Raw genomic sequence first — 26293 nt, forward strand, 5'->3', positions numbered from 1 at the left:
TCACTCCTCCCATCTATTTAAATATATGATTTATAATTTTGTCTTAGACTTTAAATCATCAATAATAAAATGTTTATTAACAATTGTCTTCAAGTATAAAACAATTAAAAAAGGGATTTTATGACAAATAAATTATAAAATAAAAAAGAGTTATATAAAAACAATTAAATTGTTTTTATATAACTCTTTATTTTACAATTCCAAATTACTTATTTACCATTAACTCCTTCTTGATAGCCAGATGTTTTTGTAATCTGTCTATAAAGAACACAAACCAGTATTATGACGCCCATATATCCGGTATATGGATATAAGATACCAACCAGCTTATCAAATGGTAAGAATCCACCTATAAGACCTAATATAGCTGTTATTAATGTTATTAATTTGAATTTAGGATGATTATCATCTACAAATCTATTAGTTACTGACCATAATAAAGGTACAGCTGTTGTATATATTCCTAATATAAGAACTACTGAGAATAAAACTCCAACTATTGGTGAAATCTTATCAGCTAAGAATAATGAAGGTATTGCTTTTGAATATAAGTTCCCTATATCAGAAAGCATTGCTAAGTTCATCATTATAGCTGCTGCCATAAGTGCTACACCACCTAGTATACCACCACAAACAGCTTCTTTTTTATTAGCAGCACTTGCTCCTAATCCTGTTAAGAACGCCATGACAACGATTGTATTATAAGTAGTATATATTACACCAGATAGGTATGCGTTTGGAACTGGCTTAGTTACCTCTACAGTACTAAGAATCTCTCCTGCTTGAGATAAGTTACCTATATTACTGCTCAAACTTATAGCTCCAACTAAAAGTGTAAAGATTATTATTATAGGTCCTATTCCACCTAGTATCTTTGATAATTTATCAAGACCTAATGAAACAGTTAATAATGCTACTACTGCCATACCTATTCTACCTACAAATGGATTTAATCCATAGTATTCAGTTAAAGTTGCTCCTGCTCCTGAAATCATTACTACGAAAACACCAAATAAGAATAAAGGTCCAAACCACTCAAAGAATATTCCTAAATACTTACCACAATAAACACGATAAATTTTGATAGGTTCCTTAAGTTGAAGTTCTTTACCTTTTGACATTACTGAAGCACCCATCCATGAGAATAATACCATTGAAATTATCCCACCAATAATACCTGCAAACCCATAAAAAGTGAAGAATTGCATTATTTCTTGTCCTGTTGCAAATCCAGAACCGATTACTGTTGCTACATAAGCTCCTGCGAAACTGATGACCGTTTTAACATTTACTTTTTCTGACATATCTCAGTTACCTCCCCACGTGAAATTTTTTCATCTGCTTAATTACTTCGATAAACTACTTACAATTTCCTTTAACATAAAATCCATGATAACTGTTTTAAAACTTTTTGTATTTTGTATAATAACTTAAAACTTATAGCATATTTTTTATACAGTATACCTCCCTTCATACAATTCTTTAAATTCTTTTTATCTAAGTAGTTATTATATGTATAAAACTAATTTCCCTATAAACTATATATTAGTCATATTTTTCTGAATAGTCAATATATATTTGAATATTTTCTCTATTTTTGTAAAAATTTGAATATTTGGTTAGGTTTTTGATAAATTGATATAGTGTATAAAAAAGAGAGATACAAATTCATATAATGCTTTATATCTCTCTTTCACACATATTATATTGTTAACAAACATGCATAATTTATATTTCTTACATTCTTTTTGCAAGAATAGCTTCTTTTACAGCTTTTACTATGTCATCACAAGTTAATTCATATTTTTTTAACAATTCGTTTGGAGCACCAGATTCTCCAAAAGAATCCTTAATCCCAACTTTTTTTACAATAGTTGGATAAGATTCTCCAACTGTCTCACTTACAGCAGAACCTAATCCTCCAATTATACTATGTTCTTCTACAGTTACAATAGCATTAGTTTCTTTTGCTGATTTTAATATTAAATCCTTATCTATAGGTTTTATTGTGGACATATTTATGACTCTAGCACTAATACCTTCTTCTTGCAATTTTTCTTGTGCTAATATAGCATCATTCACCATAATCCCACAAGCTATAATCGTGACATCATTGCCATCTCTTAGTACTACACCTTTTCCTATTTCAAAGTGATAATCCTCATCAAATAAAACTGGAACTGAACTTCTTCCTAGTCTAACATAAACAGGTCCATTGTATTTAGCTATTTCAAAAATCATCTTCTCTGTCTCTACTCCATCAGCTGGAACAAGAACTGTCATATTTGGTATAGCTCTCATTATTGCAATATCCTCCACACTTTCATGAGATGCTCCATCTTCTCCAACAGTAAGTCCTGCATGAGTAGCACAAATTTTTACATTTAATTTTGGATAACAAACTGAATTTCTTATAATCTCAAATGCTCTTCCTGTAGCAAACATAGCAAAAGTACTAGCAAAAGGTATTTTTCCAGCAGTTGATAACCCACAAGCAGCACCTATTAGATTTTGTTCGGCTATACCCATATTAAAAAATCTATCTGGAAATGCTTCATAAAAATCATGTGTCTTTGTAGACTTTGATAAATCTGCATCTAATACTACAACATTGTCATTTATTTGTCCTAATTTTACCAAGGCTTTACCATATGCTTCTCTTGTTGCCATTTTATTCATTGTCAGCACCTCCTAATTCAAGTAAGGCTTGCTCTAGTTCTGCATCATTTGGAGCTGTCCCATGCCATCCTGCTTGATTTTCCATAAAAGATATTCCTTTACCTTTTATAGTCTTTGCAACTATCATTGTAGGCTTTTTAACTGTTGATTTAGCTATATCAAGAGCAGCAAATATTTGGTCAAAATCATGACCATCTATTTCAATTACATTCCATCCAAAAGCCTTAAATTTATCAACTATTGAACCTAAGTTCATTACACTTTCTATGTTTCCATCTATCTGAAGTCCATTATTGTCTAAAAAAGCAATTAAATTATCAAGTTTATAATGTGCTGCACTCATAGCAGCTTCCCAAACAATACCTTCTTGAACTTCTCCATCACCAAGTAAAGTGTACACATTCCATGGTGCATTATCTAATTTTGATGCCATAGCCATCCCACATGCAGCCGAGAAACCTTGACCTAAGGAACCTGTAGATATCTCCACACCAGGTGTTCCTTTCATATCTGGATGCCCTTGTAACATTCTTCCTATTTTCCTCAGCCCATTTAATTCTTCCTTATCAAAATAACCTTTTTCAGCCAATGTTGCATATAATGCTGGTGCAGCATGTCCTTTTGATAATACAAATCTATCTCTATCCTCCATTTTAGGATTTGAAGAATCCACATTCATTTCATCAAAGTATAACGCAGTAAGTATTTCAACTACTGATAATGACCCTCCTGGATGTCCAGATTTGGCTCTATGTATCATAGAAACTATATCTCTTCTTATGATACGCGCAATCTCATTTAATCCTTTATGGTCTCTCATGTAATTACCTCCCTTGAGTTTGTAATTTTTATATCAATTCCATATTATTATATCACTTTTATGCTATTTTTTTTCGTTATTTTTGATTTTATTAGCTTAGGCACTAAAATTAAACTCTATGAAATATTTTTAAAGAAAAAAGGGATTGTCTAACAAAAGACAAATCCCTCTTTAAAAAGTAAACAATCCTAAACTTATTTGAAGTCCATCATCTACTTTTATCATCATATTTTCATCTAGACAACCAATTTTTTCCCTCAGCCTCTTTTTATCAATAGTTCTGATTTGTTCTAAAAGAATCACTGAGTCTTTATTAAGCCCATATTCATTGGAACTTATCTCTACATGAGTAGGTAATTTGGCTTTATTAATCTGAGATGTTATAGCTGATACTATAACTGTAGGACTATATTTATTACCTACATCATTTTGTATTATCAGAACAGGCCTAACTCCTCCCTGTTCTGAACCAACAACTGGACTTAAATCAGCGTAATATAAATCACCACGCTTTATTTCACAATTAGTACTCACCTTGGGCAATCTTCCCTTCATTTTTATCATCAGAAGATACTTCGTCAACTGTCATACCTAGTTCAGCTAATGACAGATTAATTTGACCCATTTCTCTATAACCCGTTTTCATAGATTCTTTAATATGAATTCTCTTTTTCTGAGTTATATAGAACTGAAAAGCAGCTTTTGCAAAATCTTCTCTGTTACTGTTCTCCATCTGAACAATACTATCAACTTCAGAAATCAGAGAGTCTGGTAAAGTAACTTCTATTTTTTCTTTACTCTTATCGTACACAAAATCGCCTCCCAGATTATAATATCATGGTTTTATTTTAGCAAATAACTGTTTATTTGTACAAGCTCATTATTTTCCATATAAACACGGTCAACTCTTCTTGATATCATGCATAACACTTCATAGTTTATAGTTCCTAAGTCTTTGGCTATACGTTCAGCTGTAACTTCACCTTCTCCAAATAGTATAACCTCATCTCCAACTTTTATGTCTACATCTTTGTCAATTCTAACCATTATTTGATCCATACAAATTCTACCAACTACATCAAATACTTCTCCTTTAATAATAACTTTTGGATTCTTTTGAATTCTAGTAAATCCATCTGCATATCCTATTGGAATTGTAGCTATTGTTTCCATACTAGTAGTTGTATATTTTAGTCCATAACTTATTCCTATACCTGGTTCAACTTGTTTTATATGTCCGATTTTTGATTTTAATTTCATGGCTGGTTTTAGTTCTAGTCTTTCTTTAAATACATCATCAGATGGATAATGACCATATAATATTATTCCTGCTCTTACCATATTTAATCTTAAATCAGGGCAATCCATAATAGCTGCACTATTTGATACATGCTTTATAGCTATTTCTACACCAGCTTCATCTAACTTATCAGACATAAATTTATAATTATTAGCTTGTTTATAAGTGTACTCTTTACTTACTTCATCAGCTGTAGCAAAATGAGTAAACATACCTTCTAAATTTATATATTCTAATTTATTTAATTTTACTATATCCTGAACTGACTCTTCATTAGGTTGGAAACCTATTCTAGTCATTCCTGAGTCTATTTTAATGTGAACACAGGCTTTTTCTCCTAAAGATTTTGCAATTTCGTTTATCTTTTGTGCTGTTTCTAAAGAATAAACGGTCATAGTTATTTTATTTTTTATAGAATCTTCAAAAGCTTCATCTGGAGTATATCCTAAGTTCAAAATAGGAAGTGTTATACCATTTTGTCTAAGTTCAATTCCTTCAGCAGTTCTTGCTACTGCTAAATAATCTACTTTTTCCTTTTGTAATAATTTTGCAACTTCTACTGCACCATGTCCATATGCATCAGCTTTTATTACTCCACAAACCTTAATATCTTCTTCTAATAAATTTTTAATATTTTTTAAGTTAAATCTTAAGTTATCTAGATTTATCTCTGCCCATGTAGGCACTGTTATTTTTTGCATTTCTTTAGTCCCCCTTAGTTTCTGTATTCAAAATCTCTGTATTTTACTGTAAATCTTGGCACTCCTTCATTATCTAACACTTCCATCTTTTCAGGGTTCTTTGTGTCAGCATTTACATATAATACTTGCTTATTAAAATATTTATTATCCCCAGGAATAAAAGTCTCTAAAACCAAATTTCCTTTGGATAACTTTATTTTCATCTCTTCGTTTTGAAGATAATTTTTTATAAAGTCTCCTATAAAAAGATATTGATTATTTTTTCCTGTATTAGGCAATTCCACTATATCACTGATATTTGGATTTTTAACTAATATTTTATCACCTTGATACTCTATACTTTTTCCCTTTAAGTGTTTTGGGGAAATTACTTCTAATTTATAGTTATCAGTTTTTTTATAAGTATGAATTAAAACATAATTGTGTGGGCTCTTATTTCCAACTACTTCTACTTCAGCTTTACAACTGTAAGAATTCATATCAGAAATCTGCTTTTGAAAGTCTTTGTATACTTCTTCTTTTGTGGACTGTCGTTTTTGGCATCCTATTACAATTATAACCAGTGCCAAGAACATAATACATACTATAGTCCACTTTTTTCTCACATCACACCTCCTACTTCAGTTTATTCATTATATAAAGCTTTTATTATATCATATCTACAGATTATACCTTTAATTTTATTGTCATCATCTACTACAGGAACTCTGTTTATTGATTTTTTAATCATTATATTAGCCACATCATCGAACTTATCATCTTCATGAACTTTTATTATGTCTTTAGACATCAGTTCTCCGACTTTATACGCTGCTACTTGCTTTATGTCTTTTTCTACCTTTTTTAAATCATCTAAAAAAATCAGCCCTTGTAATAAATTTATATAGAGAGGTGCTTCTATATATTTTTCTTTTTTAAGAATGTCTGTCTCAGAAATTATTCCAACAACTTTATTTTCTGAATCTACAACTGGCAATCCTCCTATTTTCTCTGCAATTAGCATATTAGCTACATCTGCTATACTATCATCTTGTTTTGCTACTATTACATCTGTTGTCATTATTTCTTTTGCTGTTTTATCCATCATAGTGTAATCACTCCTTAGTCCTTAATTATAGTTATCGCATTTGCTATAGCATAATCTTTTGAATGTGATATTGAAACTTTTATTTCTAAAACATTATAATCTATGCACATTTTTGCCAGATTATTATAAGTTTTTACTATTGGTTTTCCCATTTCATTTCTGAGAACCTCTATATCTTTAAAGTTAAACATTCTGATTCCTGTACCCATAGATTTACTTATAGCTTCCTTAGCCGCAAAATTACCAGCTATACTTTCTGCCTTAAAATTTTTAGAATTAAAATATTCAATTTCTTTATCTGTAAACATTTTCTCTAAAAACCGATTATTTTTTTCTACAGCTTTTTTTATTCTGTCAATTTCAACTATGTCTACTCCAATATCAAATATATCCATTTTTCCTCCAGAAAATTTATAATAGCTCTTTCCATTTAATAATGAATTTATAAATTTACTATTGATAATACCTATTATTGTTTAGTTTATGTTACTTATCCCAATTTAATAATCATTATAATAAAATTGTAACTTTTAAAATTATTTATAATAAATAACCTATGTAAATCTATTATATTATTTATTATACTACACAACTAAGCAAATTTTTTAAATTTTATAAAAATTTTATATAGATTCCTTATATGAATATTTTTTCACTTCTATATAATCTATCTAAACTTTCTTTATCTTATTAATTACAACATAATTTTGCAGTAAATTCAAACATTTTGTGAATTTATTGTCAGTACATTTTCTGCATACTTTACACTCTATTTGTTATTATTTTATTAACACCAAAACATAAAAAAGTCACTTTGACCAAAAATATTTTTAGTAAAAATGACTTTTCATGTTTTATATTAAGTTATTAAATCCATTCAGCAGATTCTGTCAATATAACGGTTTTATTTTGATCTACATTAACAAATCCTTCTGATATTTTTGCTTCTTTAAAATTTCCATCTTTTTTTATCTTCAAAGTCCCTACAGGTATGCCTGAAACAAATGGTATATGACCTTTCAATACCCCTTTGTCTCCCTTTGTAGTTCTAACTACTATCATTTCAACTTCTCCATCATAAAATGTATCATTTGGAGTTACAACTTTCAATGAAAATTCACTAGCCATGACTACATACTTCCCTTCGCTTTTTTAACAGCATCTTCTATTGTACCTACAAACAGGAATGCTGACTCTGGTAAGTCATCATGTTTACCTTCAAGTATCTCTTTGAATCCTCTTACAGTTTCTTTAACAGGAACATATTGACCTGGATTTCCTGTAAATTGCTCTGCAACTGTAAACGATTGAGATAAGAATCTTTGTATTTTTCTAGCACGTGCAACTATTAACTTATCTTCATCAGACAATTCATCCATACCAAGTATGGCAATTATATCTTGTAGTTCTTTATATCTTTGAAGTATTGATTGAACTCCTCTGGCTACTTCATAATGTTCTTTTCCTACTATACTAGGGTCAAGAATTCTTGATGTAGATTCAAGAGGGTCAACCGCTGGATATATACCAAGTGATGATATTTGTCTAGATAAAACTGTTTTTGCATCTAAGTGAGAGAATGTTGTAGCTGGTGCTGGGTCAGTTAAGTCATCTGCTGGTACATATACTGCTTGAACAGATGTTATTGAACCTTTCTTAGTTGACGTTATCCTCTCTTGAAGTGCACCCATTTCAGTAGCTAATGTTGGTTGGTAACCAACAGCTGATGGCATACGTCCTAGAAGTGCTGAAACTTCTGAACCAGCTTGTGTGAAACGGAATATATTATCAACGAAAAGTAAGACGTCTTGTCCTTGCTCATCTCTAAAATGTTCTGCCATTGTAAGTCCAGTTAAAGCAACTCTCATTCTTGCTCCAGGTGGCTCGTTCATCTGACCAAATACTAGAGCTGTCTTATTTATAACTCCAGACTCACTCATTTCTCCATAAAGGTCATTACCTTCTCTTGTTCTTTCTCCTACTCCTGAGAATACAGAAATACCACCATGTTGCTTAGCAATATTGTTTATAAGTTCTTGTATTAAAACTGTTTTTCCTACTCCTGCTCCTCCAAATAGACCTATTTTTCCACCTTTCAGATATGGTGCTAGCAAATCAACTACCTTAATACCTGTTTCTAGTATTTCAGCTGTAGTTTCTAGTTCGTCATATGCTGGTGCTGGTCTATGTATAGGTAACTTAGGCGCAGACTTTGGAGCTGGTTTTCCATCAACTGGTTTTCCAAGAACATTGAATATTCTACCTAAAGTTTCATCTCCAACAGGAACACTTATTGGTCCTCCTGTATCTACAACTTCCATACCTCTTACAAGTCCATCTGTTGCACTCATAGAGATACATCTTACTGTATCATCACCTATATGTTGAGCAACTTCTGCAACTATTTCTTTATCTCCTAACTTTATTACTAACGCATTTAATAAGTTAGGTAGGCTTTGTTCATTATCAAACTTAACATCTAGTACAGCTCCTACAATCTGTACTATTTCACCTACATTTGCCATTTCCTAACCTCCCTATTTTAGAGCTTCAACTCCACCAACTATCTCTGTTATTTCTTGAGTTACAGCTGACTGTCTTGCTCTGTTATAACTTAACTCTAAATTAGATAGCATTTCATTCGCATTATCTGTGGCTGATTCCATCGCAGTTCTTCTAGCTCCTTGCTCTGATGCAAAAGATTCTAAAATCCCACCATATATTGTACCTGATACAAACTGAGGCACAATATAACTTAAGACTGCTTCTGCTGATGGTATATATTGTACTTTCGATTTATTTTGTTTTTCTTCTTTTATTACAATTCCATGGTCATCTGTATCTTTTTCAAACACCAATGGAAGCAATTTTAAAACTTCAACTTCTTGTAATAACGCTGATTTAAACTTTGTATAAGCTATATAAACTTCATCTACTTCACCTTTTTTATACAGGTCAATAACAGTTTGTGAAATTTCTATCGCTTCTTCATATCCACAAGCTTCAACACTATTTATATCTTTTGCTATATTGTAATTTCTCTTAGAAAAAAACTCGTGTGCCTTCTTTCCTACTGTGATAACTGTTTCTTTTTTTCCTTCCATGTGAGATACAGATTCCTTTAATACATTGGAATTGTATCCACCTGCAAGACCTCTATCTCCAGCTACCACTATATAGCATTTATTTTTTACTTCTCTTACTTTTAAAAATTCATTTCTAACTCCACGTGTTGTTTGGGCAATATCTTTTACTGTATCGTACAAAGTATTAAAGTATTCTCTTGAATCTTCAGCTTTTTCTTTTGCTTTTCTAAGCTTAGAAGATGCAACAAGTTCCATTGCTTTAGTTATTTGTTTTGTACTTTCAACACTCCCCATACGTGTTTTAATCGCTTTAATTCCAGCTCCTGCCAATTAATTTACCTCCTTTTTTAAAAAGGATTATACTTCAACAACAAACTTTTCTTTAAATTCATTTATTGCATCTGTTAAATCATGAGTGAAGTCTTCTCCATCTAATATTTTTCTTGATATTTCTGGATAATTATTATCTACAAATGCATACAATTCTGATTCAAATCTAGCTATATTATCTATTGGAATATCTTCCAAGTGATTATTTATAACAGCGTATATTATCATAACTTGATTTTCAACTTTTATTGGTTGATGCTCACCTTGTTTTAATATCTCAACGATTCTTTCACCTTGAGCAAGTCTCTTTTTAGTATCTTCATCTAAGTCAGAACCAAATTGTGAGAATGCTGCAAGCTCTCTATATTGTGAATATGCAAGTTTCAATGTACCTGCAACTTTTTTCATTGCCTTAATTTGCGCAGAACCACCAACCCTCGATACTGATATACCAGGGTCAACTGCTGGTCTTACACCTGAATAGAATAATTCTGGTTGTAAGTATATTTGACCGTCTGTTATAGATATAACATTTGTTGGTATATACGCAGAAACGTCTCCAGCTTGAGTTTCTATTATAGGTAAGGCAGTCATTGAGCCTCCTCCTAATTCATCAGATAACTTAGCTGCTCTTTCAAGTAATCTTGAATGTAAGTAGAATACATCTCCAGGATATGCCTCACGTCCTGGTGGTCTTCTAAGTAATAATGACATTTCTCTATATGCAACGGCTTGTTTACTTAAATCATCATATACTATAAGCACATGTTTTCCATTGTACATAAATTCTTCACCCATAGCTGCTCCAGCGTATGGTGCTATATATTGAAGTGGCGCTGATTCAGATGCTGTTGCTGAAACTACTATTGTATAGTCTAAAGCTCCACCTTTTTCTAATGAGCTAACTAATTGAGCTATAGTAGAACGTTTTTGCCCAATTGCTACATATATACAGATAACATCTTTTCCTTTTTGATTTAATATAGTGTCGACAACTATAGATGTTTTACCAGTTTGTCTGTCACCTATTATTAACTCTCTCTGACCTCTACCAATTGGTATCATTGAATCTATTGATTTTATACCTGTTTGTAATGGCTCATAAACAGATCTTCTATCTATTATACCAGGTGCTTCAGATTCAACTGGTCTAGTTTTTGTACAAGCTATAGGTCCTTTTCCATCTATTGGCTGACCTAGAGAATTTACAACTCTACCTATTAAGGCTTCTCCAACTGGAACTTCAACTATTCTTCCAGTTCTCTTAACTATATCGCCTTCTTTTATTCCACTGTCATCTCCAAGTATAACAGCTCCAACTACTTCTTCTTCTAAGTTAAGTGCCATACCATATACTTCACCTGGGAACTCTAGTAACTCACCAGACATAGCTTTTTCTAATCCATATACACTAGCTATACCATCCCCAACGGTTAAAACACTACCTGTATCTGTCAATTCAACTTTATTCTCATAATTCTTTATTTGCTGTTTAATTATAGAACTTATTTCTTCAGGTTTTAAGTTCATGGGTTCACCGCCATTCTTAAGATATTACTTCAGATAGCTTTTCTTTCATCTTATCTAGACGAGTTTTTACAGTGCCATCTATCTGCTCATTTCCAAGTCTAACTAGAACTCCCCCTAGTATAGTCTTGTCAACTACATTTTCTATAGTAACATTTTTGTTGTATTTGTTTGAAAGTTTAACTTCAAGTTCTTTAATATCTGTTTCACTCATTGGAATCGCACTTATTGCGACACCATCAATTATATTATTTTTCTTATTTAATAAGTCTTTATAAGCTAACTCTATGTCTTCCAAAAACGCTATTCTATCTTTATCTACCAAAACTTTTAAGAAATTTTTTATGTTAGAGCTTACTTCCTTATCAAAAATGATTTCTACCAAGTTTTTCTTTTCTGATTTTGAAACTAATGGTGATTTTAAAACTTTGTAGAAATCTTTGCTAACTTTAGTCATCATATCTACTACTTTTTCTAATTCTTTAAATAATATATCAGTTGAATTTTCTTCTTCTCCTAATTGAAACAGGGCTTCGGCATATCTATTTGCTACTACGTTTATCATTTAGCCTCCCCTACCTCTTTTATAAAGTTTTCTATCAATTCTTCATGTTTAGATTTATCTAAATCTTTTTCAATAACTTTAGATGCTGCAAGTAGTGCTATATTTGATATATCACTCTTAATTTCATTCATAACCTTTTGTTTTTCTTGTTCTATATCTTTGCTTGCTTTATCTTTTATATTAAGAGCATCTTGTTTTGCAGTACTTATTATGTCATCTGATTTTTTCTCTGCTCTTATAGTTGCTTGTTTTATGATTTCTTGACCTTCGTCTTTAGCAAAATTGATTTTTGACTCATATTCTTTTTTTAGTGCCAATCCTTCGTTTTTTGCTTTTTCGCCTTCTGCTAAGTCATTTTTAATATCATTTTCTCTTGATTGGATTATATTTAAAACTGGCTTAAATAAAAGCTTTCTTAGAAGTAAAAATATTATAAAAGTATTAACAATTTGGAATACAAATTCCCATGTTATACCTACTAGTGCTTTCTCCATAATTATCCTCCTTTCCATAAATCATAACTACTTATAATCACGAGATGATAAAATTCATCTCATGATTATAAGTTTGAGATGATTTATCTATAAAACCTATCTCAAAATATTTAAGGACTAAATCTACATTCCTAAGTATTTGAAGAATGGATTTACGAATAGAAGTATTATTGATACAACCAAGCCATATATTGCTGAAGACTCTGCTATAGCAACACCTAGTAATAAAGTTGAAGTTATATCACCTTTAGCTTCTGGTTGATTTCCTACTGCTTCTGCTGCCTTACCTGCTGCTACACCTTGACCAATTCCTGCACCTATACCTGTTGCAACTGCTATTCCTGCTCCTATTGCTGATGCTGCCGCTACTATTGCTGTTTCCATAATTATTTCCTCCTTAAAATTTAAAAATTTAAATTGTTTTTTATTTTTTATCTTAATATAAGTTGATTTCTTAATCTAATTCCCCTGCACTTGATATAAACACCATTGTTAACATTATAAATATATATGCTTGTAACAATCCTGCAAATAAATCGAAGTACAAGTGTAATGGTACTGGTATTAGTATCTGTCCAATTGGTATTGATAATCCTGGTATTAGACTAGATATAAAACCTAAAAGTTGATAAAATAGACCCATTATAATTGTTCCACCTAAGATATTTCCAAATGGACGGAAACTTAATGATATTGGTCTAGCTAACTCACCTATAATGTTAATTGGTAACATTATGGCAAGTGGTTGAGCCAATTCTTTAAAGTATGATACTCCTTTAAATTTAACTCCTGCAAAATAAATCATAAAAAATGTAATCATTGCCCATGCAGCAGTTGTATCTAGGTCGGTTGTTGGTGATCTTAATCCAAGTAATGGGCTTAAATTTGAGCACGCGAAAAATAAAAACAAACTTCCTATGTATGGTATCATATATGGCATTCTTTTTACTGTGTTTTTACCCATAACATTTGTAACCATTTTAGCAAGACCACCTATTGCAAATTCCAAAAATATTTGAACTTTACTGGTTGGAACTTTTTTCAAATTTCTAGTTAAAAAATAAGATGCTATCGCTAAAAAGGCCATTATTCCCCAACTCACTAGTATTGTTTCACTAATTTTAAAGTTTCCTATGAGATAATAATGCGCTTGACTCATACTTACGCCTCCTTCCTCTTTAATTTATTTATAAAGTTTTTTGATAATATGACAAACTTTGTACTCAATAATCCTAGTGCTGTTCCGATTATATTTAAATGTGGAACCTTAGCTGAAGCAAATAGAACAACTGCCATTATAAATAGCCTAATGGTATATTGTGCTGATGCATAAGCTTGTGCTTTTCCAGCTGGCAATGACACTGTTTTTTCTAGTGAGATTGCTAATAATCTAAAATTTAACATAGCTATTATAGAGCCAAATATAAGTCCTAAAAATACTGGCTTACTTAATGTTGATGTTATCAACATTAGCACAATTAAAATTACATCAAATATTACTATACCCTTTGTTACTGACCTTACTTGGTTAAGTAATTTTATATCCAATATATCACTTCCTTCGTGTATATACTATCAGAGTTTTATAAACACCACTAAAAGCACCTCCAACCCCTAACAGTAAAAATATTATTGTTAGAACTGGACTTGTATTTAATTTACTATCTAAAAATTTTCCTAAGAAAGTACATCCTAATATTGATATTACAATCATCAATCCTATCTGACTTATTAAACTAAACAGCTTTGCAATTTCCATATGTGTATTTTTTTTACTCATAAATAGTATCCCTCATTATTACAAAATAAATAACATGTAATTAATCTATATCATAAATTTATTTAATTATAAAATATATCTTACTACTAATCTGATTATTTTTCAAACACTTTCTTTTAATCATTTCATGAGCATGTATTTCAGTGTCAAATTTTATCGTTTATTGTCATTCTAAAATTATTCACTAAAAATTTATCTACTAGAATTTTATAAGTTCTATTCCTGCTTCTTCTAACAATTCTGTAGACATATCATCTGGATAATCGCCTTCATAAACAATTTTCAATATCCCTGCATTTATGCACATTTTTGCACACAAAACACAAGGTCTTGTAGTAACATATAAAGTTGCTCCAGCTACACTAATACCATTATGGGCAGCCTGTATTATAGCATTTTGCTCAGCATGCAATGCCCTACACAGTTCATGTCTTTCTCCTGAAGGAATATTTAGTTCCTGTCTTTTGCACCCAATATTTTCACAATGTTCAAGATTTCTTGGGGAACCATTATATCCAGTTGTTAGAATTTGTTTATCTCTTACAATAACAGCTCCTACCTGTCTCCTAATACAAGTTGAACGCTTTTTTACCACTTCTGCAATTTCCATAAAGTATTCATCCCATGATGGTCTCATAATTTACTTTTCTCCTCTTTGTTTATGTACTGGTCTCATATATATTTATTAGATTTCTTCCTAAATAAATACTTATTTTTATATTATATACACATGTCAATTGAATGTCCAATAAAAAAAGAGCATTTTTACCATTTAAATTTTAAATACCCTTTATATGCTCTCCTTAATCTATTAAATTTATTATATCACCTTAATGAAATATTAATAGTCTTATTTATCATAAATTAATTTATTGGATAGATTCCATTTTTTAATATGGCTTCTAAAACCCCTCCAGCTATACATCTAGCTTTATCTGATATGGTAAAAGCATTCTTAACTTCCTCTTTTCTAGGGTCTATGTCTAATATTTTTAAATTTTTATTTACTTTTGCTCCCTCTTTTAGTAATCCTCTAAGAACTCCAGATATTGTTGCTCTAACTTCATATTTTTGTCCATAATCATTAATATAACAAAGTAAATCACCCTTTTCAACTATATCGCCTATCTTACATACATTTTCCATTATTCCGCTATGTTCTGAGTGTATTACTCTTTCTTTAGAAATCCCTTTTATTGCACCTGGTATTCCTGTATTTTTTTCAGCTCTACCACTGGTTATTATTCTTCCTAGATTATGACCTCTCATTGTCTCTATGACCACATCAACATCTTCTCCTGCACAAAATCCAGGTCCTAAAGCTATTGTAAGTGGAGCCATATCCTTAGTTGTACCCAAATTTTTTTTGGCTAATATTCCATCAATCAAAACAACTGGATTTATCTCAGATAGTTTTTCTCCTTTTGGGTCTACAATAAGTGCTACTTTATCTTGAGATAACGTTTTTTCGATTTCATCTTTATTTTTACAAAGTTTACAATCTATACCTTCAATAGTAACTTCCTTTTCATATACAGCCTCACAAAAAGAGACCTGTCTTCTTATTGCTAAAGGCTCTTCTATTTCTAATGCAACCACTTTAAAACCACTATTGTGTAACTTATGTATAACTGCTGTTGCTAAATCTCCAGCTCCTCTTACTACTATACATTTTTTCATGTATTATCACTCCCAATAATATCATTAATATTTTAATTTAAACTCAATTAATATATATCAATTTAATCGTAAGCAACTAACATGCCATATTTAAAATTGCTCATAATTTGTAAACTCAAGTAAAATAGCCATTCTTTATTAATTGGTAAAAGCTTTTTATTCTCAATTCGAGAAATTTATCAATTCAAGAATTCTTATTATGAGAAAATACATATAAAAAGGAACCTCCTTATATTAAATAATTTTTACTATATAAGAAAGTTCCCAATAAATATTTATAGTTATTAATTTTTATTTAGTTCCAAATAATCTGTCTCCTGCATCACCAAGACCAGGAATTATATATCCATGTTCATTTAATTTCTCATCAATTGATGCAACATATATATCAACATCATCATGATATTTTTGTACTTCTTGTATTCCTTCAGGTGCAGCTACTAAATTAGCTAATTTTATACTTTTAGCTCCTTTAGATTTAAGTAAATCTATTGCTGCAACAGCAGAACCTCCTGTAGCAAGCATAGGGTCAACTACTATTATATCTCTTTCTCCTATGTCTTGAGGAAGTTTACAATAATATTCAACTGGTTTTAATGTTTCTGGGTCTCTATATAATCCTACATGACCAACTTTTGCTGCAGGCATTAAACTTACTAAACCATCTACCATTCCAAGCCCTGCTCTTAAAATTGGAATTATAGCTAGTTTTTTACCTGCAACAACTTTAGATGATGTTTTTTGAATAGGAGTCTCTATTTCTACATCTTTTAATGGTATATCTTTTGTTATTTCGTATCCCATTAGCATTGCAATTTCAGTTAAAAGTTCTCTGAAATCTTTAGAACCAGTATTTTTATCTCTCATTAAAGTTAGTTTATGTTGTATTAATGGATGGTTTGTCTCTACCACTTTGCTCATTTTGATAATTCCTCCTGATAAAACTGTAATTTTTATTATTTATTGTGTTTTTCTTCTATTGATTTAATCATATTTACTCTTCTAGCATGTCTATCACCTTCAAAATCTGTACTAATCCAAGCCTCAACTATTTCAAGTGCTAAACCTTTACCTAAAACTCTTTCACCTAATGACAACATATTTGCATCATTGTGTGCTTTTGACATTTTTGCAGAAAATACATCTGATACAACTGCACATCTTATTCCAGGAACTTTATTGGCAGCTAAAGATATTCCTATCCCTGTACCACAGCATAATATTCCATAATCTACATCTTTATCTATAACTGCATTTGCAACTATTTCTCCATACGCAGGATAATCAACAGAATCTGTAGCATTCTTAGTTCCATAATCTACACATTCAATCCCTTTTCCTTCTAAATAGTTTATTATTTCTTTTTTTAAATTATATCCTCCATGGTCACAGCCTAATCCTATTTTCATTTCTTTATCCTCCGTTTTATATATTTTTTACTATTTGGTTGACAGAATATATTATTTCTTTCATAGTATCTCTATAAGTATCCAAGCTTCCACCAAATGGGTCAGATATATCTGACTCATCCTGATTTGCGAACCCTTTAAAAGTATACACTTTTTCTTTGCATTTTGGAACTGCTTGGACTAAAATTTCTTTATGAGATTTAGTCATTGTTAGTATGATATCTGATTTATCTAATAAATCCTTAGTAATTACTCTACTTTTATGATTTGATAAATCTATTCCAAGCTCTTTTAAAGCTTCTATAGAATTATTAGAAGCATCCATACCATTTGCTGTAGATATACCCGCTGAGGATATGCAATATTCTTCAATATTTTTTCCAGACTCCTCAATAGCTTTCTTTAATATAACTTCAGCCATAGGACTTCTACAAGTATTTCCTGTACATACAATAAGTATATTCATATTTCACAACTCCTTTTTAAGCTTTTATTACTTTATATCCTGCTGACTTAAGTAATCTATTCATAATTGCTTGTCCGACACCGCTCTTAGGAAATTCCTCAGAATATATAACATCCATACCTTTTTTATCCATTTCTATGAGAGCATCAAACAAATTACTTGCTACTTCCTCAAGAGTACTCCCCAAATCTATTACTTCTCCATTATAAAACTCTTTATTTCTACTAATGCACATTACACCTGTTTTTAGACCTTTTTCTTTATTAGATTTTATCATATCATTAATCTTTGTTGCTACATTCTCCCTTTTGCCAGATATAATATATACGTCTGCATTTGGTGAATAATGTTTATATTTCATTCCTGGAGCCTTGGCTTTTTGATTATCTTCTTTTTTACTTAATGATGGGTCAAGCCTTACTTCACCAAGAATTTCTTCTAAGACTTCTTTAGTTATACTTCCAGGTCTTAATATCATAGGAATCTCTTCTGTAAGGTCTAATACAGTTGATTCTAGTCCAAAGTTACTATCTCCTCCTAAAACTATTCCATCAACTCTTCCATTCATTTCTTCATATACATGTTTCGCTTTTGTTGGGGATGGTCTCCCTGATATATTTGCAGAAGGAGCTGCAATAGGTATGCCTGCTTCTTTTATTATTGCCCTGGCAATAATATGAGAAGGCATTCTTATTGCAACTGTATCAAGTCCTCCACTAGTTCTATATGGAATTATATCTTTTTTATTTAGTATTATGGTTATAGGCCCTGGCCAAAGTTTTTCCATAACAAGTTTAGCTTTATCACTTATATCTTTAGCTAAATCATAAACTTCTTCTTTTTCATAAATATGGGCTATAAGTGGATTATCACTAGGTCTACCTTTAGCTTCATAAATCTTCTTTACTGCATTTTCATCTAATGCATTTGCACCTAATCCATATACTGTCTCAGTTGGAAAAATAACCGTCTTACCTTCTCTAAGAAGTTTTGCTTGTATTTTTATTTCCTCATAATCAATATTATTTATATCAATATTACTTATAATAGTCTTCATCTTTCGTATGCCTGCTTTCATTTTAATTTTAGATATAGTTTACAATTATTGTACCTAACAAAAAACCAACTATACAATACACACTTTTTGAATGCGGAAAAATTTCTTCCAATACAACATACATCATTGTACCTCCTGCTGTAGCAAGAAATACACCTATAAGAGAAGTAAACACTCCTCCAAAATAAACACCTAAAAAACTTCCTAGACCCATAGGCAATCCAGCTATTATTGTAAATAAAATAACTTTACTCATCCTCATTTTATTACATATCAGACCCAATGCCATAGCTAATCCTTCTGGTATGTTATGTAGACCTATTACTATAGCAAGAGTGATACCTAAGCTTTCTGTTGACATAAAAGAAGAACCAATAGCCAATCCTTCTGGTAAATTATGTAGTAATATACTTATGAATATAAGATATCCAGATGCCATACTTCCAGATACATCCAATCTTGTTTTTATGTACATAGTTATGAGAGCTCCAACAAATGTAAATATAACTGTATTGATTACTCCCATTTTATCCATGGATTCTTTCATCAAATCAAATACTACTACAGCCAACATTATTCCGCCAGACAATCCCATAAAGAAATTTAGGTATTTATCAACTTCTCTTTTAAAGATAGCTGATATAACTCCTCCTAATCCTGTCCCTATAACACCTGCCAAAAGTCCAATTATTGTTACTTTTAGTATCATATAACCCTCCTGTACTTGTATATAACAATTATATACAGTAGAATATGATAACATGACCTAAAATGCAAAATAGCTGTTTCAAAATAGAAAATAATTTCTAGAAAGAAACAGCTCTTTTAAAACATTCCTTATATTGCAGTCATTTTTTCTGTTTGGTCAACAGTAATTAAAGCGTCTATCATTTCATCTATATCCCCATCTAAGAATGCATCTAGCTTATATAAAGTTAAATTTATTCTATGGTCACTTATTCTACCTTGAGGGAAATTATATGTTCTTATTCTTTCTGATCTGTCACCAGTTCCGACTTGGCTTTTTCTTTCTGCTGCTATATCTTTGTGTTGTTCTGCCAATGCTTTATCGTAAAGTCTCGCTTTTAATATTTTTAAAGCTTGCTCTTTATTTTTTAATTGTGATTTTCCATCTTGACAAGATACTACTTCACCTGTAGGTATGTGTGTTACCCTAACAGCAGAGTCAGTAGTATTGACACTTTGCCCTCCATTACCTGAAGAACGGAAAACGTCTATTCTTAAATCATTTGGATTTATGTCAACTTCTACATCTTCAACCTCTGGTAATACTGCAACAGTAGAAGTTGATGTGTGTATTCTTCCACCAGATTCAGTTGATGGTATCCTTTGAACTCTATGAACTCCAGATTCATACTTTAATCTTGAGTAAGCTCCTTTACCTTTTATCATAAAAGATACTTCTTTATATCCACCCACTCCAGTATCACTAGCACTTAATAATTCTATTTTCCATCTTCTTCTCTCAGCATATCTCGAATACATTCTAAATAAATCACCTGCAAATAGAGCTGCTTCATCTCCTCCAGCTCCACCTCTAATTTCAACTATAACGTTCTTGTCATCATTAGGGTCTTTAGGTAATAGTAGTATTTTTATTTCTTCTTCTATTGGAGCTACTTTTTCTTCCATTTCAGATAGTTCCATTTTAGCTAATTCTCTTAACTCTTCGTCTGACTCTTCTTGTAAAATTTCTTTTGATTCCTTTATGCTATCTAAAACGCTTTTGTACTCTCTGTATTTCATAACAATAGGCTCTAAGTCAGCATGTTCTTTTATATACTTTTGCCAAACTTTTTGATCATTTATTACATCAGGATCACCTATTTTTTCACTTAAGTCTTTATATGTATCTTCCAATACCTCTAATTTTTTTAACATACTTTCACCTCGATTAAATGTAACATATCAATTGTTGATTATATCATATATTGTATCCTATAACAACTCTATCAATGCCTTGTATATCCTTCTTTGTATATATTTTTTTATATCCATTACTTTTCATAATATTAATTACATCTTCAGCTTGATTGTGACCAACTTCATATGCTAATATTCCACATTGATTTAAATATTTCTTACCTTGCTCTGTTATTTTTCTATAAAAATCCAATCCATCTTCTCCACCCTCAAGTGCATTATATGGCTCATAATCTTTAACTTGTGTGTGTAGTGTTTCTATGTCTTGTTTTTTTATATATGGTGGATTTGAAACTATAATATCAAATTTTATATCACTATTATTCAATACTGTAAATAAATCTGATTTAATGTACTCTATTTTTTCATCAACTTCATTTATAATAGCATTTTTCTTTCCTATTTCTAAGGCTGTTTCTGATATATCAAAAGACATCAATTTAGAATTTTCAATATATTTTGCTAAGCTAACTGTAATCGCACCTGAACCAGTACCTATATCTAGTATGCTTACATTCTTTCTACCTTTACATATTTCAATTATTTCTTCTACCAAAGTTTCTGTATCTGGTCTTGGGATTAATACTCCTTCCTTAACAAAGAAATCTAGTCCCATAAACTCCCTATTTTCAACTATATATGCTATTGGTCTTCCATTTATTCTTTCTTCTGCAAAACCTATAAATTCTGTTTTCTGTTCTTCAGTTAATTCTTTACTTAGATTTAAGTGAATATACAATCTATCAACGTCACCTAATGCTTTTTGTAACAATAATTCTGTATCTAGTCTTGGAGTATCACTTATACCTTTAAATTCCTCTGAATATTTAATAATTATATCTTTTATCGTCATAATAAATACCCTTTTCTTTAATCTACTACTGCCTTTAATGCTTCTAAAGCTACTTCTAACTGCTCATCATCAGGCTCTTTAGTCGTAAAGTATTGCAACATCATACCTGGATATGCAATAATCTTAGTAAATCCATTGTCGTATTTTCCAAGAATTCTAATTACTTCATAAGATAATCCTGCTACTATAGGAACGCATATGATTCTCATAAATATCCTAAGTATTGGATTTGGCCAACCAAAAAATGCAAATAGTATTATTGATACAGCCATAACTATAAACAAAAAATTTGTACCACATCTAGGGTGAAGTCTTTTAAATTTTCTAGCGTTTTCTACTGTAAGTTCCAAATTATTTTCATAACAATATATGGATTTATGCTCTGCGCCATGATATTGAAATACTCTTTCTATATCCTTACTTCTAGAAATCAATACTATATATGCAAATAATATAACTATCCTTATAATACCTTCTATTAAATTGAGCATAAAATCACTAGGTATTACCTTAGAAAAAGCCCCTCCTACTAGTGTAGGTATAAAAATAAATAAACCAGCTGAAAGTATCATGGCTATAACCAAGGAAAATACTATAAGTATATCATTTGCCTTATCTTTAAAAATCTTCTTCATAAATAAGTCAAATTTGTCCTCTTCAGCTTCTTCCATAAAAAACTCTGAAGAAAAGTTCAAGCTCTTTATTCCTTGAATCATTGTATCTATCATAACAAAAGAACCTCTAATAAAAGGTATCTTGTCTATATTCTTATCTCTTACCCAACTTTTTATTCTATCTTCTTTTAAGGCTATTTCTCCGTCACTTTTTCTAACAGCTACAGCTCTTTTATCTTTTGATTGCATCATTACGCCTTCAATAACAGCTTGACCACCTACAGATTGCTTTCCCATCCACTCACCTCATTCAATTGCATTTTAAATACTTAATTTAACATATTTATTATTATAATACAAAAAGACAATTTAAAGTAGAATATGAACCTTTTTTTGTAATAAAATAGGAGTTGGCTTCCTCCAACTCCACTTTTATAAAAATTAGTCCATTTTGAATCTTTTTTTGAATTTGTCGATTCTTCCACCTTTTTCTATGTTCTTTTGTTTTCCTGTATAGAATGGATGGCACTCTGAACATATTTCAACTTTTATTTCGTCCTTAGTTGAACCAGCAACAAATGTGTTCCCACAAGCACAACGCACTTCAACTGGATTATATTTTGGTTGTATTTCCTTTTGCATTATAGTCACCTCTTCTCTTTATTTAAAAAAATTAATTATATTAACTTTCTTTTTACATTATCAACTACATTATTATAGCATAACTTATTATGCCATTCAAGTGATTTTTCTATTACTTTATATAATCTATTTTTACAATTATTCCTTGATTTTACAAACTCTTTATCGATTTTACAAATTCTTTATTGTCTTTGGTTCTTTTTATAAGTTCAATGACTTTATCTGTGATTTCCATCACTGAATTATTACTCATTTCTCTTCTTAATCTCCAAAGAGCTGTTTTTTCTTCATCATCAAGCAATAGGTCATCTCTTCTTGTCCCAGACTTATAAATATCAATTGCAGGGAATATCCTTTTTTCAGCTAATTTTCTATCTAAATGTAATTCCATATTTCCTGTACCTTTAAATTCCTCGAAAATTACATCATCCATTCTAGAACCAGTTTCAACTAATGCTGTTCCTAGTATTGTCAGGGAACCACCTTGTCTTATATTTCTAGCAGCTCCAAAGAATTTTTTAGGTCCATGAAGTGCCCCAGGGTCAATACCTCCAGATAAAGTTCTACCTGTAGGAGATATTGTAAGGTTATATGCTCTTGCAAGTCTAGTTATACTGTCTAGTAATATTACTACATCTTTACCGTGTTCAACTAGTCTTTGAGCTCTATTTAATACCATTTCTGCAACCTTAACATGATGACTTGATACTTGGTCAAAAGTAGAATATATAACATCTCCTTCAATAGATTCCTTCATATCAGTAACTTCCTCTGGTCTTTCATCTATAAGAAGTACTATAAGTTCAACATTTGGATGGTTTTTAGCTATACTGTTTGCGACACTTTTTAAAAGAACTGTTTTCCCAGCTTTTGGAGGTGCGACTATCAATCCTCTTTGTCCTTTACCTATAGGAGAAATTAAATCTATAATTCTTGTGGCTATCTCATTTCTATTTGTTTCCAGTGTAAGTCGTTCTTCTGGAAATATTGGTGTCAATGTCTCAAATGCATTTCTTTGTATAGCTGTATCAGGATTTTCATCATTTATCTTTTGAACATATAAAAGTGCTCTAAACTTTTCTCCACTTTTTGGATGTCTAGTTATACCCTTAATCTTATCTCCTGTTTTCATATTAAATCTTCTTATTTGAGATGGCGAAACATATACATCGCCTTCAGTAGATAAATAATTTGAGCCTCTTAAAAAACCAAATCCATCTGGTAAAATCTCAAGTACACCGACCACTTCATCTTCCTTTGATGTGTTAAATTCATCTACTATCTTAGATTCATCAACTTGTTTAGGCATATAATAGTTTTTATTATTATTTCTGACCATTCTATTACATGTATTTGACGCCTTATTGTAATCATTTGTATTTGATGTCTTATTATAATCATTTTTTTGGTTTCTGTTATCTTGGCTTTGGGAAATATTTTGATTATCCATATCTTTTTTGTTATATGATTTGGCAGGGCTCTTATATTCAACTTCTTTTTCTATGCTTTCGCTCTCTATATTTTCTTTTCTATTTTTTATGTCTTCTTTTATATTTTCATTTTTATCTTTAATTTCTTCACTCACTTTAATATCACTTGTTTTTACTTCGTTCTTGCTCTTAGAATTTATAATCTCAATTAGCTCATTTTTCTTATATGTAGTAATTGATTTTATTTTTAATTCTTTTGCTATTTCTCGTAGTTCAACTAATGTTTTACTACCCAATCCTTCTAATACTTTATCATCTAAAATCAAAAAAATCCTCCTCATCTATATATTCATTTATATACATACTTTTTTTTTGGAAATTGAAGGCATGAAAAAGAAAAGTTTTATTCAAACAGTTAAGTCTAATAATATCACTATTTATACATTATGGTCAATAAATAAAATTTAAAACATTATTATCCATATTATCCATTTATTTATTATATCTCAAGTCCAATCTTAGCACGTTTTTATAAATTTATCACTATATTTATATCTTATAATAATATTTTCCCTTAAAATATGCAACTATTATAAAAATTATTTTTTATCTTTATAAATTCTAAAAACCATACATAACTAGAATTCTGTAAATTTTTAACTACATCAAGTTATATATGGTTTTTATATTTATGTATACTACAGTAGTTATTTATTTCTACAACATAGTTGCAATCATGCTTAAAACAGCTGTTATACTTGTTAATACAAGAACACCTACAATCCCAACAGCTATTATTCTATTAATCTTTTTTTGACTTGATTTTGCCACACTACATCACCTTTCCTAATTATTTTTGAACTTCGAGTTCTTTAATCTCGCAAATCTTATCTGAATCTATTCCTTCATTTGTACTATTGTATAACACATTGTCATCTTTATCAAATTCATTACAGACATGTCTTAGATATTTAATAAAATCTTCCTTAAGGTCTTCTTTCTTTAGAGCAAAATCGACAGTCGCTTCTAAAAATCCTAATTTATCACCTACATCATATCTCTTACCCTCAAAGTTATATGCATACATGGCTTCCTTTTTAGATAATACTTTTAAAGCATCTGTAAGTTGTACTTCTCCACCTTTACCTGGTGGTAAATCCTTGAGGATGTCAAATATCTCAGGAGTTATTATATACCTACCTAAAATAGCTATATTTGAAGGTGCCTTCCCTGATTCTGGTTTTTCCACCATATCTTTTACTTTATAAACCCTACCCTCTATATTTTTAGCTTCTATTATACCATATTTATTAGTATCTTCTGGATTCACTTTTTGCACACCTAATATTGTAGTTCTATACTCTTCATATGCGTCTGTTAATTGTTTTAAACAAGGTACATCATTGTCTACAATGTCATCTCCTAACATTACAGCAAAAGGCTCATCACCTATAAAATGTCTAGCACAATAAATCGCATCTCCCAGTCCTTTTGGTTCTTTCTGTCTTATATAATGTATATTAATCATATTAGATATGTTTTGTACTATTTCTAATAACTCTTTTTTACCTTTTTTTTCTAAGTCAAGTTCTAATTCTACAGATTTATCAAAATGGTCTTCAATAGATTTTTTATTTCTACCTGTTATTATTAATATTTCCTCTATTCCTGAAGCTACAGCCTCTTCTATTATGTATTGTAGTGTTGGCTTATCAACTATTGGTAACATTTCTTTTGGCTGTGCCTTTGTAGCTGGCAAAAATCTAGTGCCTAAACCTGCTGCTGGTATTACAGCTTTCTTAACTTTAACTTGCATAGAATCATCTCCC

At 30.6% G+C, this 26293-nt stretch carries 32 protein-coding genes; all 32 read right to left on the reverse strand.

Annotation, left to right across the window (positions count from 1 at the left end):
* Positions 1-209: 209 nt before the first annotated feature.
* Positions 210-1304 (reverse strand): hypothetical protein, encoded by a 1095-nt coding sequence (locus IC758_RS18285; protein ID WP_227436206.1) that lies wholly within the window; start codon positions 1302-1304, stop codon positions 210-212.
* A 433-nt stretch (positions 1305-1737) separates the two neighbouring features.
* Positions 1738-2679, reverse strand: coding sequence for a transketolase family protein (locus IC758_RS18290; RefSeq protein WP_227483591.1), 942 nt, complete (start codon positions 2677-2679; stop codon positions 1738-1740).
* Positions 2672-3499: a transketolase gene (locus tag IC758_RS18295; protein WP_227436212.1), complete on the reverse strand. Its 828-nt coding sequence runs from the start codon at positions 3497-3499 to the stop codon at positions 2672-2674. The genes IC758_RS18290 and IC758_RS18295 overlap by 8 nt, the downstream gene beginning before the upstream one ends.
* 171 nt (positions 3500-3670) lie before the next feature.
* On the reverse strand, positions 3671-4054 hold the full coding sequence (locus tag IC758_RS18300; RefSeq protein WP_003421356.1) for a type II toxin-antitoxin system PemK/MazF family toxin: 384 nt from the start codon (positions 4052-4054) through the stop codon (positions 3671-3673).
* Positions 4023-4310, reverse strand: a complete 288-nt coding sequence (locus IC758_RS18305) for an antitoxin (RefSeq protein ID WP_227436214.1) — start codon at positions 4308-4310, stop codon at positions 4023-4025. The genes IC758_RS18300 and IC758_RS18305 overlap by 32 nt, the downstream gene beginning before the upstream one ends.
* 32 nt (positions 4311-4342) lie before the next feature.
* On the reverse strand, positions 4343-5500 hold the full coding sequence (gene alr / locus IC758_RS18310) for an alanine racemase (protein WP_227436215.1): 1158 nt from the start codon (positions 5498-5500) through the stop codon (positions 4343-4345).
* 14 nt (positions 5501-5514) lie between these two features.
* Positions 5515-6105 (reverse strand): germination lipoprotein GerS, encoded by a 591-nt coding sequence (gene gerS / locus IC758_RS18315; RefSeq protein ID WP_227436217.1) that lies wholly within the window; start codon positions 6103-6105, stop codon positions 5515-5517.
* A 20-nt stretch (positions 6106-6125) separates the two neighbouring features.
* Positions 6126-6587: a CBS domain-containing protein gene (locus IC758_RS18320; protein WP_227436219.1), complete on the reverse strand. Its 462-nt coding sequence runs from the start codon at positions 6585-6587 to the stop codon at positions 6126-6128.
* Positions 6588-6601: 14 nt separating this feature from the next.
* Positions 6602-6982: a holo-ACP synthase gene (acpS, locus tag IC758_RS18325; RefSeq protein ID WP_227436228.1), complete on the reverse strand. Its 381-nt coding sequence runs from the start codon at positions 6980-6982 to the stop codon at positions 6602-6604.
* Between the two features lie 472 nt (positions 6983-7454).
* Positions 7455-7715 carry an ATP synthase F1 subunit epsilon gene (atpC, locus tag IC758_RS18330; protein ID WP_227436229.1) on the reverse strand — a complete coding sequence of 87 codons (261 nt, stop codon included), beginning with the start codon at positions 7713-7715 and terminating at the stop codon, positions 7455-7457.
* Between the two features lie 2 nt (positions 7716-7717).
* On the reverse strand, positions 7718-9112 hold the full coding sequence (gene atpD, locus IC758_RS18335) for a F0F1 ATP synthase subunit beta (RefSeq protein ID WP_227436232.1): 1395 nt from the start codon (positions 9110-9112) through the stop codon (positions 7718-7720).
* Between the two features lie 12 nt (positions 9113-9124).
* Complete coding sequence (gene atpG, locus IC758_RS18340; RefSeq protein ID WP_227436233.1) at positions 9125-10003, reverse strand: ATP synthase F1 subunit gamma; 879 nt, start codon at positions 10001-10003, stop codon at positions 9125-9127.
* Between the two features lie 27 nt (positions 10004-10030).
* Positions 10031-11533, reverse strand: a complete 1503-nt coding sequence (gene atpA / locus IC758_RS18345; RefSeq protein ID WP_227436234.1) for a F0F1 ATP synthase subunit alpha — start codon at positions 11531-11533, stop codon at positions 10031-10033.
* Between the two features lie 16 nt (positions 11534-11549).
* Positions 11550-12095 carry a F0F1 ATP synthase subunit delta gene (locus IC758_RS18350; protein WP_227436235.1) on the reverse strand — a complete coding sequence of 182 codons (546 nt, stop codon included), beginning with the start codon at positions 12093-12095 and terminating at the stop codon, positions 11550-11552.
* The gene (gene atpF, locus IC758_RS18355; RefSeq protein WP_227436237.1) at positions 12092-12589 is read right to left on the reverse strand and encodes a F0F1 ATP synthase subunit B; all 498 of its coding nucleotides are present in this window, start codon (positions 12587-12589) and stop codon (positions 12092-12094) included. The genes IC758_RS18350 and atpF overlap by 4 nt, the downstream gene beginning before the upstream one ends.
* Before the next feature lie 123 nt (positions 12590-12712).
* Positions 12713-12973 carry an ATP synthase F0 subunit C gene (atpE, locus tag IC758_RS18360; RefSeq protein ID WP_021386434.1) on the reverse strand — a complete coding sequence of 87 codons (261 nt, stop codon included), beginning with the start codon at positions 12971-12973 and terminating at the stop codon, positions 12713-12715.
* Positions 12974-13043: 70 nt separating this feature from the next.
* Entirely contained in the window at positions 13044-13748 is a 705-nt protein-coding gene (locus tag IC758_RS18365) for a F0F1 ATP synthase subunit A (protein ID WP_227436239.1), read from the reverse strand.
* Between the two features lie 2 nt (positions 13749-13750).
* On the reverse strand, positions 13751-14137 hold the full coding sequence (locus IC758_RS18370) for an ATP synthase subunit I (RefSeq protein ID WP_227436241.1): 387 nt from the start codon (positions 14135-14137) through the stop codon (positions 13751-13753).
* 4 nt (positions 14138-14141) lie between these two features.
* On the reverse strand, positions 14142-14369 hold the full coding sequence (locus IC758_RS18375; RefSeq protein WP_227436243.1) for an AtpZ/AtpI family protein: 228 nt from the start codon (positions 14367-14369) through the stop codon (positions 14142-14144).
* A 199-nt stretch (positions 14370-14568) separates the two neighbouring features.
* Positions 14569-15006, reverse strand: a complete 438-nt coding sequence (locus IC758_RS18380; protein WP_227436245.1) for a deoxycytidylate deaminase — start codon at positions 15004-15006, stop codon at positions 14569-14571.
* A 227-nt stretch (positions 15007-15233) separates the two neighbouring features.
* Positions 15234-16049, reverse strand: coding sequence for a selenium-dependent molybdenum cofactor biosynthesis protein YqeB (gene yqeB, locus IC758_RS18385; protein ID WP_227483593.1), 816 nt, complete (start codon positions 16047-16049; stop codon positions 15234-15236).
* 291 nt (positions 16050-16340) lie between these two features.
* Positions 16341-16970, reverse strand: a complete 630-nt coding sequence (upp, locus tag IC758_RS18390; protein WP_227436248.1) for a uracil phosphoribosyltransferase — start codon at positions 16968-16970, stop codon at positions 16341-16343.
* 35 nt (positions 16971-17005) lie between these two features.
* Positions 17006-17458 carry a ribose 5-phosphate isomerase B gene (gene rpiB / locus IC758_RS18395; protein ID WP_227436250.1) on the reverse strand — a complete coding sequence of 151 codons (453 nt, stop codon included), beginning with the start codon at positions 17456-17458 and terminating at the stop codon, positions 17006-17008.
* 16 nt (positions 17459-17474) lie between these two features.
* On the reverse strand, positions 17475-17924 hold the full coding sequence (locus IC758_RS18400; RefSeq protein ID WP_227436252.1) for a low molecular weight protein arginine phosphatase: 450 nt from the start codon (positions 17922-17924) through the stop codon (positions 17475-17477).
* A 16-nt stretch (positions 17925-17940) separates the two neighbouring features.
* Positions 17941-18981 (reverse strand): L-threonylcarbamoyladenylate synthase, encoded by a 1041-nt coding sequence (locus IC758_RS18405; RefSeq protein ID WP_227860660.1) that lies wholly within the window; start codon positions 18979-18981, stop codon positions 17941-17943.
* A gap of 28 nt (positions 18982-19009) precedes the next feature.
* On the reverse strand, positions 19010-19690 hold the full coding sequence (locus IC758_RS18410) for a ZIP family metal transporter (RefSeq protein ID WP_227436256.1): 681 nt from the start codon (positions 19688-19690) through the stop codon (positions 19010-19012).
* A 128-nt stretch (positions 19691-19818) separates the two neighbouring features.
* A complete protein-coding gene (gene prfA, locus IC758_RS18415) occupies positions 19819-20883 on the reverse strand; it encodes a peptide chain release factor 1 (protein ID WP_227436258.1) in 1065 nt (354 codons plus the stop codon).
* A gap of 43 nt (positions 20884-20926) precedes the next feature.
* Complete coding sequence (gene prmC, locus IC758_RS18420) at positions 20927-21778, reverse strand: peptide chain release factor N(5)-glutamine methyltransferase (protein WP_227436268.1); 852 nt, start codon at positions 21776-21778, stop codon at positions 20927-20929.
* A gap of 17 nt (positions 21779-21795) precedes the next feature.
* The gene (locus IC758_RS18425) at positions 21796-22689 is read right to left on the reverse strand and encodes a DUF1385 domain-containing protein (RefSeq protein WP_227436270.1); all 894 of its coding nucleotides are present in this window, start codon (positions 22687-22689) and stop codon (positions 21796-21798) included.
* A gap of 144 nt (positions 22690-22833) precedes the next feature.
* The gene (gene rpmE, locus IC758_RS18430; RefSeq protein ID WP_003421397.1) at positions 22834-23034 is read right to left on the reverse strand and encodes a 50S ribosomal protein L31; all 201 of its coding nucleotides are present in this window, start codon (positions 23032-23034) and stop codon (positions 22834-22836) included.
* 151 nt (positions 23035-23185) lie between these two features.
* Entirely contained in the window at positions 23186-24805 is a 1620-nt protein-coding gene (gene rho / locus IC758_RS18435; protein ID WP_227436272.1) for a transcription termination factor Rho, read from the reverse strand.
* A gap of 509 nt (positions 24806-25314) precedes the next feature.
* Positions 25315-26280 carry a UTP--glucose-1-phosphate uridylyltransferase GalU gene (gene galU, locus IC758_RS18440; protein ID WP_227436274.1) on the reverse strand — a complete coding sequence of 322 codons (966 nt, stop codon included), beginning with the start codon at positions 26278-26280 and terminating at the stop codon, positions 25315-25317.
* Positions 26281-26293 lie beyond the last annotated feature (13 nt).

The sequence above is a fragment of the Clostridioides sp. ES-W-0016-02 genome (assembly GCF_020641035.1).
Taxonomy (GTDB): Bacteria; Bacillota; Clostridia; order Peptostreptococcales; family Peptostreptococcaceae; genus Clostridioides.

What these genes read in the sequence shown, in the direction of transcription:
- IC758_RS18300 (WP_003421356.1), bottom strand. Translation starts at nt 4,054, where the DNA reads ATGAAGGGAAGATTGCCCAAGGTGAGTACTAATTGTGAAATAAAGCGT.
- prfA (WP_227436258.1), bottom strand. Translation starts at nt 20,883, where the DNA reads ATGTTAAAAAAATTAGAGGTATTGGAAGATACATATAAAGACTTAAGT.
- acpS (WP_227436228.1), bottom strand. Translation starts at nt 6,982, where the DNA reads ATGGATATATTTGATATTGGAGTAGACATAGTTGAAATTGACAGAATA.
- IC758_RS18410 (WP_227436256.1), bottom strand. Translation starts at nt 19,690, where the DNA reads ATGATACTAAAAGTAACAATAATTGGACTTTTGGCAGGTGTTATAGGG.
- atpE (WP_021386434.1), bottom strand. Translation starts at nt 12,973, where the DNA reads ATGGAAACAGCAATAGTAGCGGCAGCATCAGCAATAGGAGCAGGAATA.
- IC758_RS18365 (WP_227436239.1), bottom strand. Translation starts at nt 13,748, where the DNA reads ATGAGTCAAGCGCATTATTATCTCATAGGAAACTTTAAAATTAGTGAA.
- rpmE (WP_003421397.1), bottom strand. Translation starts at nt 23,034, where the DNA reads ATGCAAAAGGAAATACAACCAAAATATAATCCAGTTGAAGTGCGTTGT.
- prmC (WP_227436268.1), bottom strand. Translation starts at nt 21,778, where the DNA reads ATGACGATAAAAGATATAATTATTAAATATTCAGAGGAATTTAAAGGT.
- upp (WP_227436248.1), bottom strand. Translation starts at nt 16,970, where the DNA reads ATGAGCAAAGTGGTAGAGACAAACCATCCATTAATACAACATAAACTA.
- IC758_RS18375 (WP_227436243.1), bottom strand. Translation starts at nt 14,369, where the DNA reads ATGAGTAAAAAAAATACACATATGGAAATTGCAAAGCTGTTTAGTTTA.
- IC758_RS18400 (WP_227436252.1), bottom strand. Translation starts at nt 17,924, where the DNA reads ATGAATATACTTATTGTATGTACAGGAAATACTTGTAGAAGTCCTATG.
- alr (WP_227436215.1), bottom strand. Translation starts at nt 5,500, where the DNA reads ATGCAAAAAATAACAGTGCCTACATGGGCAGAGATAAATCTAGATAAC.
- yqeB (WP_227483593.1), bottom strand. Translation starts at nt 16,049, where the DNA reads ATGAAAAAATGTATAGTAGTAAGAGGAGCTGGAGATTTAGCAACAGCA.
- IC758_RS18295 (WP_227436212.1), bottom strand. Translation starts at nt 3,499, where the DNA reads ATGAGAGACCATAAAGGATTAAATGAGATTGCGCGTATCATAAGAAGA.
- rho (WP_227436272.1), bottom strand. Translation starts at nt 24,805, where the DNA reads ATGAGGAGGATTTTTTTGATTTTAGATGATAAAGTATTAGAAGGATTG.
- IC758_RS18405 (WP_227860660.1), bottom strand. Translation starts at nt 18,981, where the DNA reads ATGAAGACTATTATAAGTAATATTGATATAAATAATATTGATTATGAG.
- IC758_RS18290 (WP_227483591.1), bottom strand. Translation starts at nt 2,679, where the DNA reads ATGAATAAAATGGCAACAAGAGAAGCATATGGTAAAGCCTTGGTAAAA.
- IC758_RS18285 (WP_227436206.1), bottom strand. Translation starts at nt 1,304, where the DNA reads ATGTCAGAAAAAGTAAATGTTAAAACGGTCATCAGTTTCGCAGGAGCT.
- IC758_RS18350 (WP_227436235.1), bottom strand. Translation starts at nt 12,095, where the DNA reads ATGATAAACGTAGTAGCAAATAGATATGCCGAAGCCCTGTTTCAATTA.
- IC758_RS18425 (WP_227436270.1), bottom strand. Translation starts at nt 22,689, where the DNA reads ATGGGAAAGCAATCTGTAGGTGGTCAAGCTGTTATTGAAGGCGTAATG.
- galU (WP_227436274.1), bottom strand. Translation starts at nt 26,280, where the DNA reads ATGCAAGTTAAAGTTAAGAAAGCTGTAATACCAGCAGCAGGTTTAGGC.
- IC758_RS18380 (WP_227436245.1), bottom strand. Translation starts at nt 15,006, where the DNA reads ATGAGACCATCATGGGATGAATACTTTATGGAAATTGCAGAAGTGGTA.
- atpA (WP_227436234.1), bottom strand. Translation starts at nt 11,533, where the DNA reads ATGAACTTAAAACCTGAAGAAATAAGTTCTATAATTAAACAGCAAATA.
- atpC (WP_227436229.1), bottom strand. Translation starts at nt 7,715, where the DNA reads ATGGCTAGTGAATTTTCATTGAAAGTTGTAACTCCAAATGATACATTT.
- rpiB (WP_227436250.1), bottom strand. Translation starts at nt 17,458, where the DNA reads ATGAAAATAGGATTAGGCTGTGACCATGGAGGATATAATTTAAAAAAA.
- atpF (WP_227436237.1), bottom strand. Translation starts at nt 12,589, where the DNA reads ATGGAGAAAGCACTAGTAGGTATAACATGGGAATTTGTATTCCAAATT.
- atpD (WP_227436232.1), bottom strand. Translation starts at nt 9,112, where the DNA reads ATGGCAAATGTAGGTGAAATAGTACAGATTGTAGGAGCTGTACTAGAT.
- IC758_RS18320 (WP_227436219.1), bottom strand. Translation starts at nt 6,587, where the DNA reads ATGATGGATAAAACAGCAAAAGAAATAATGACAACAGATGTAATAGTA.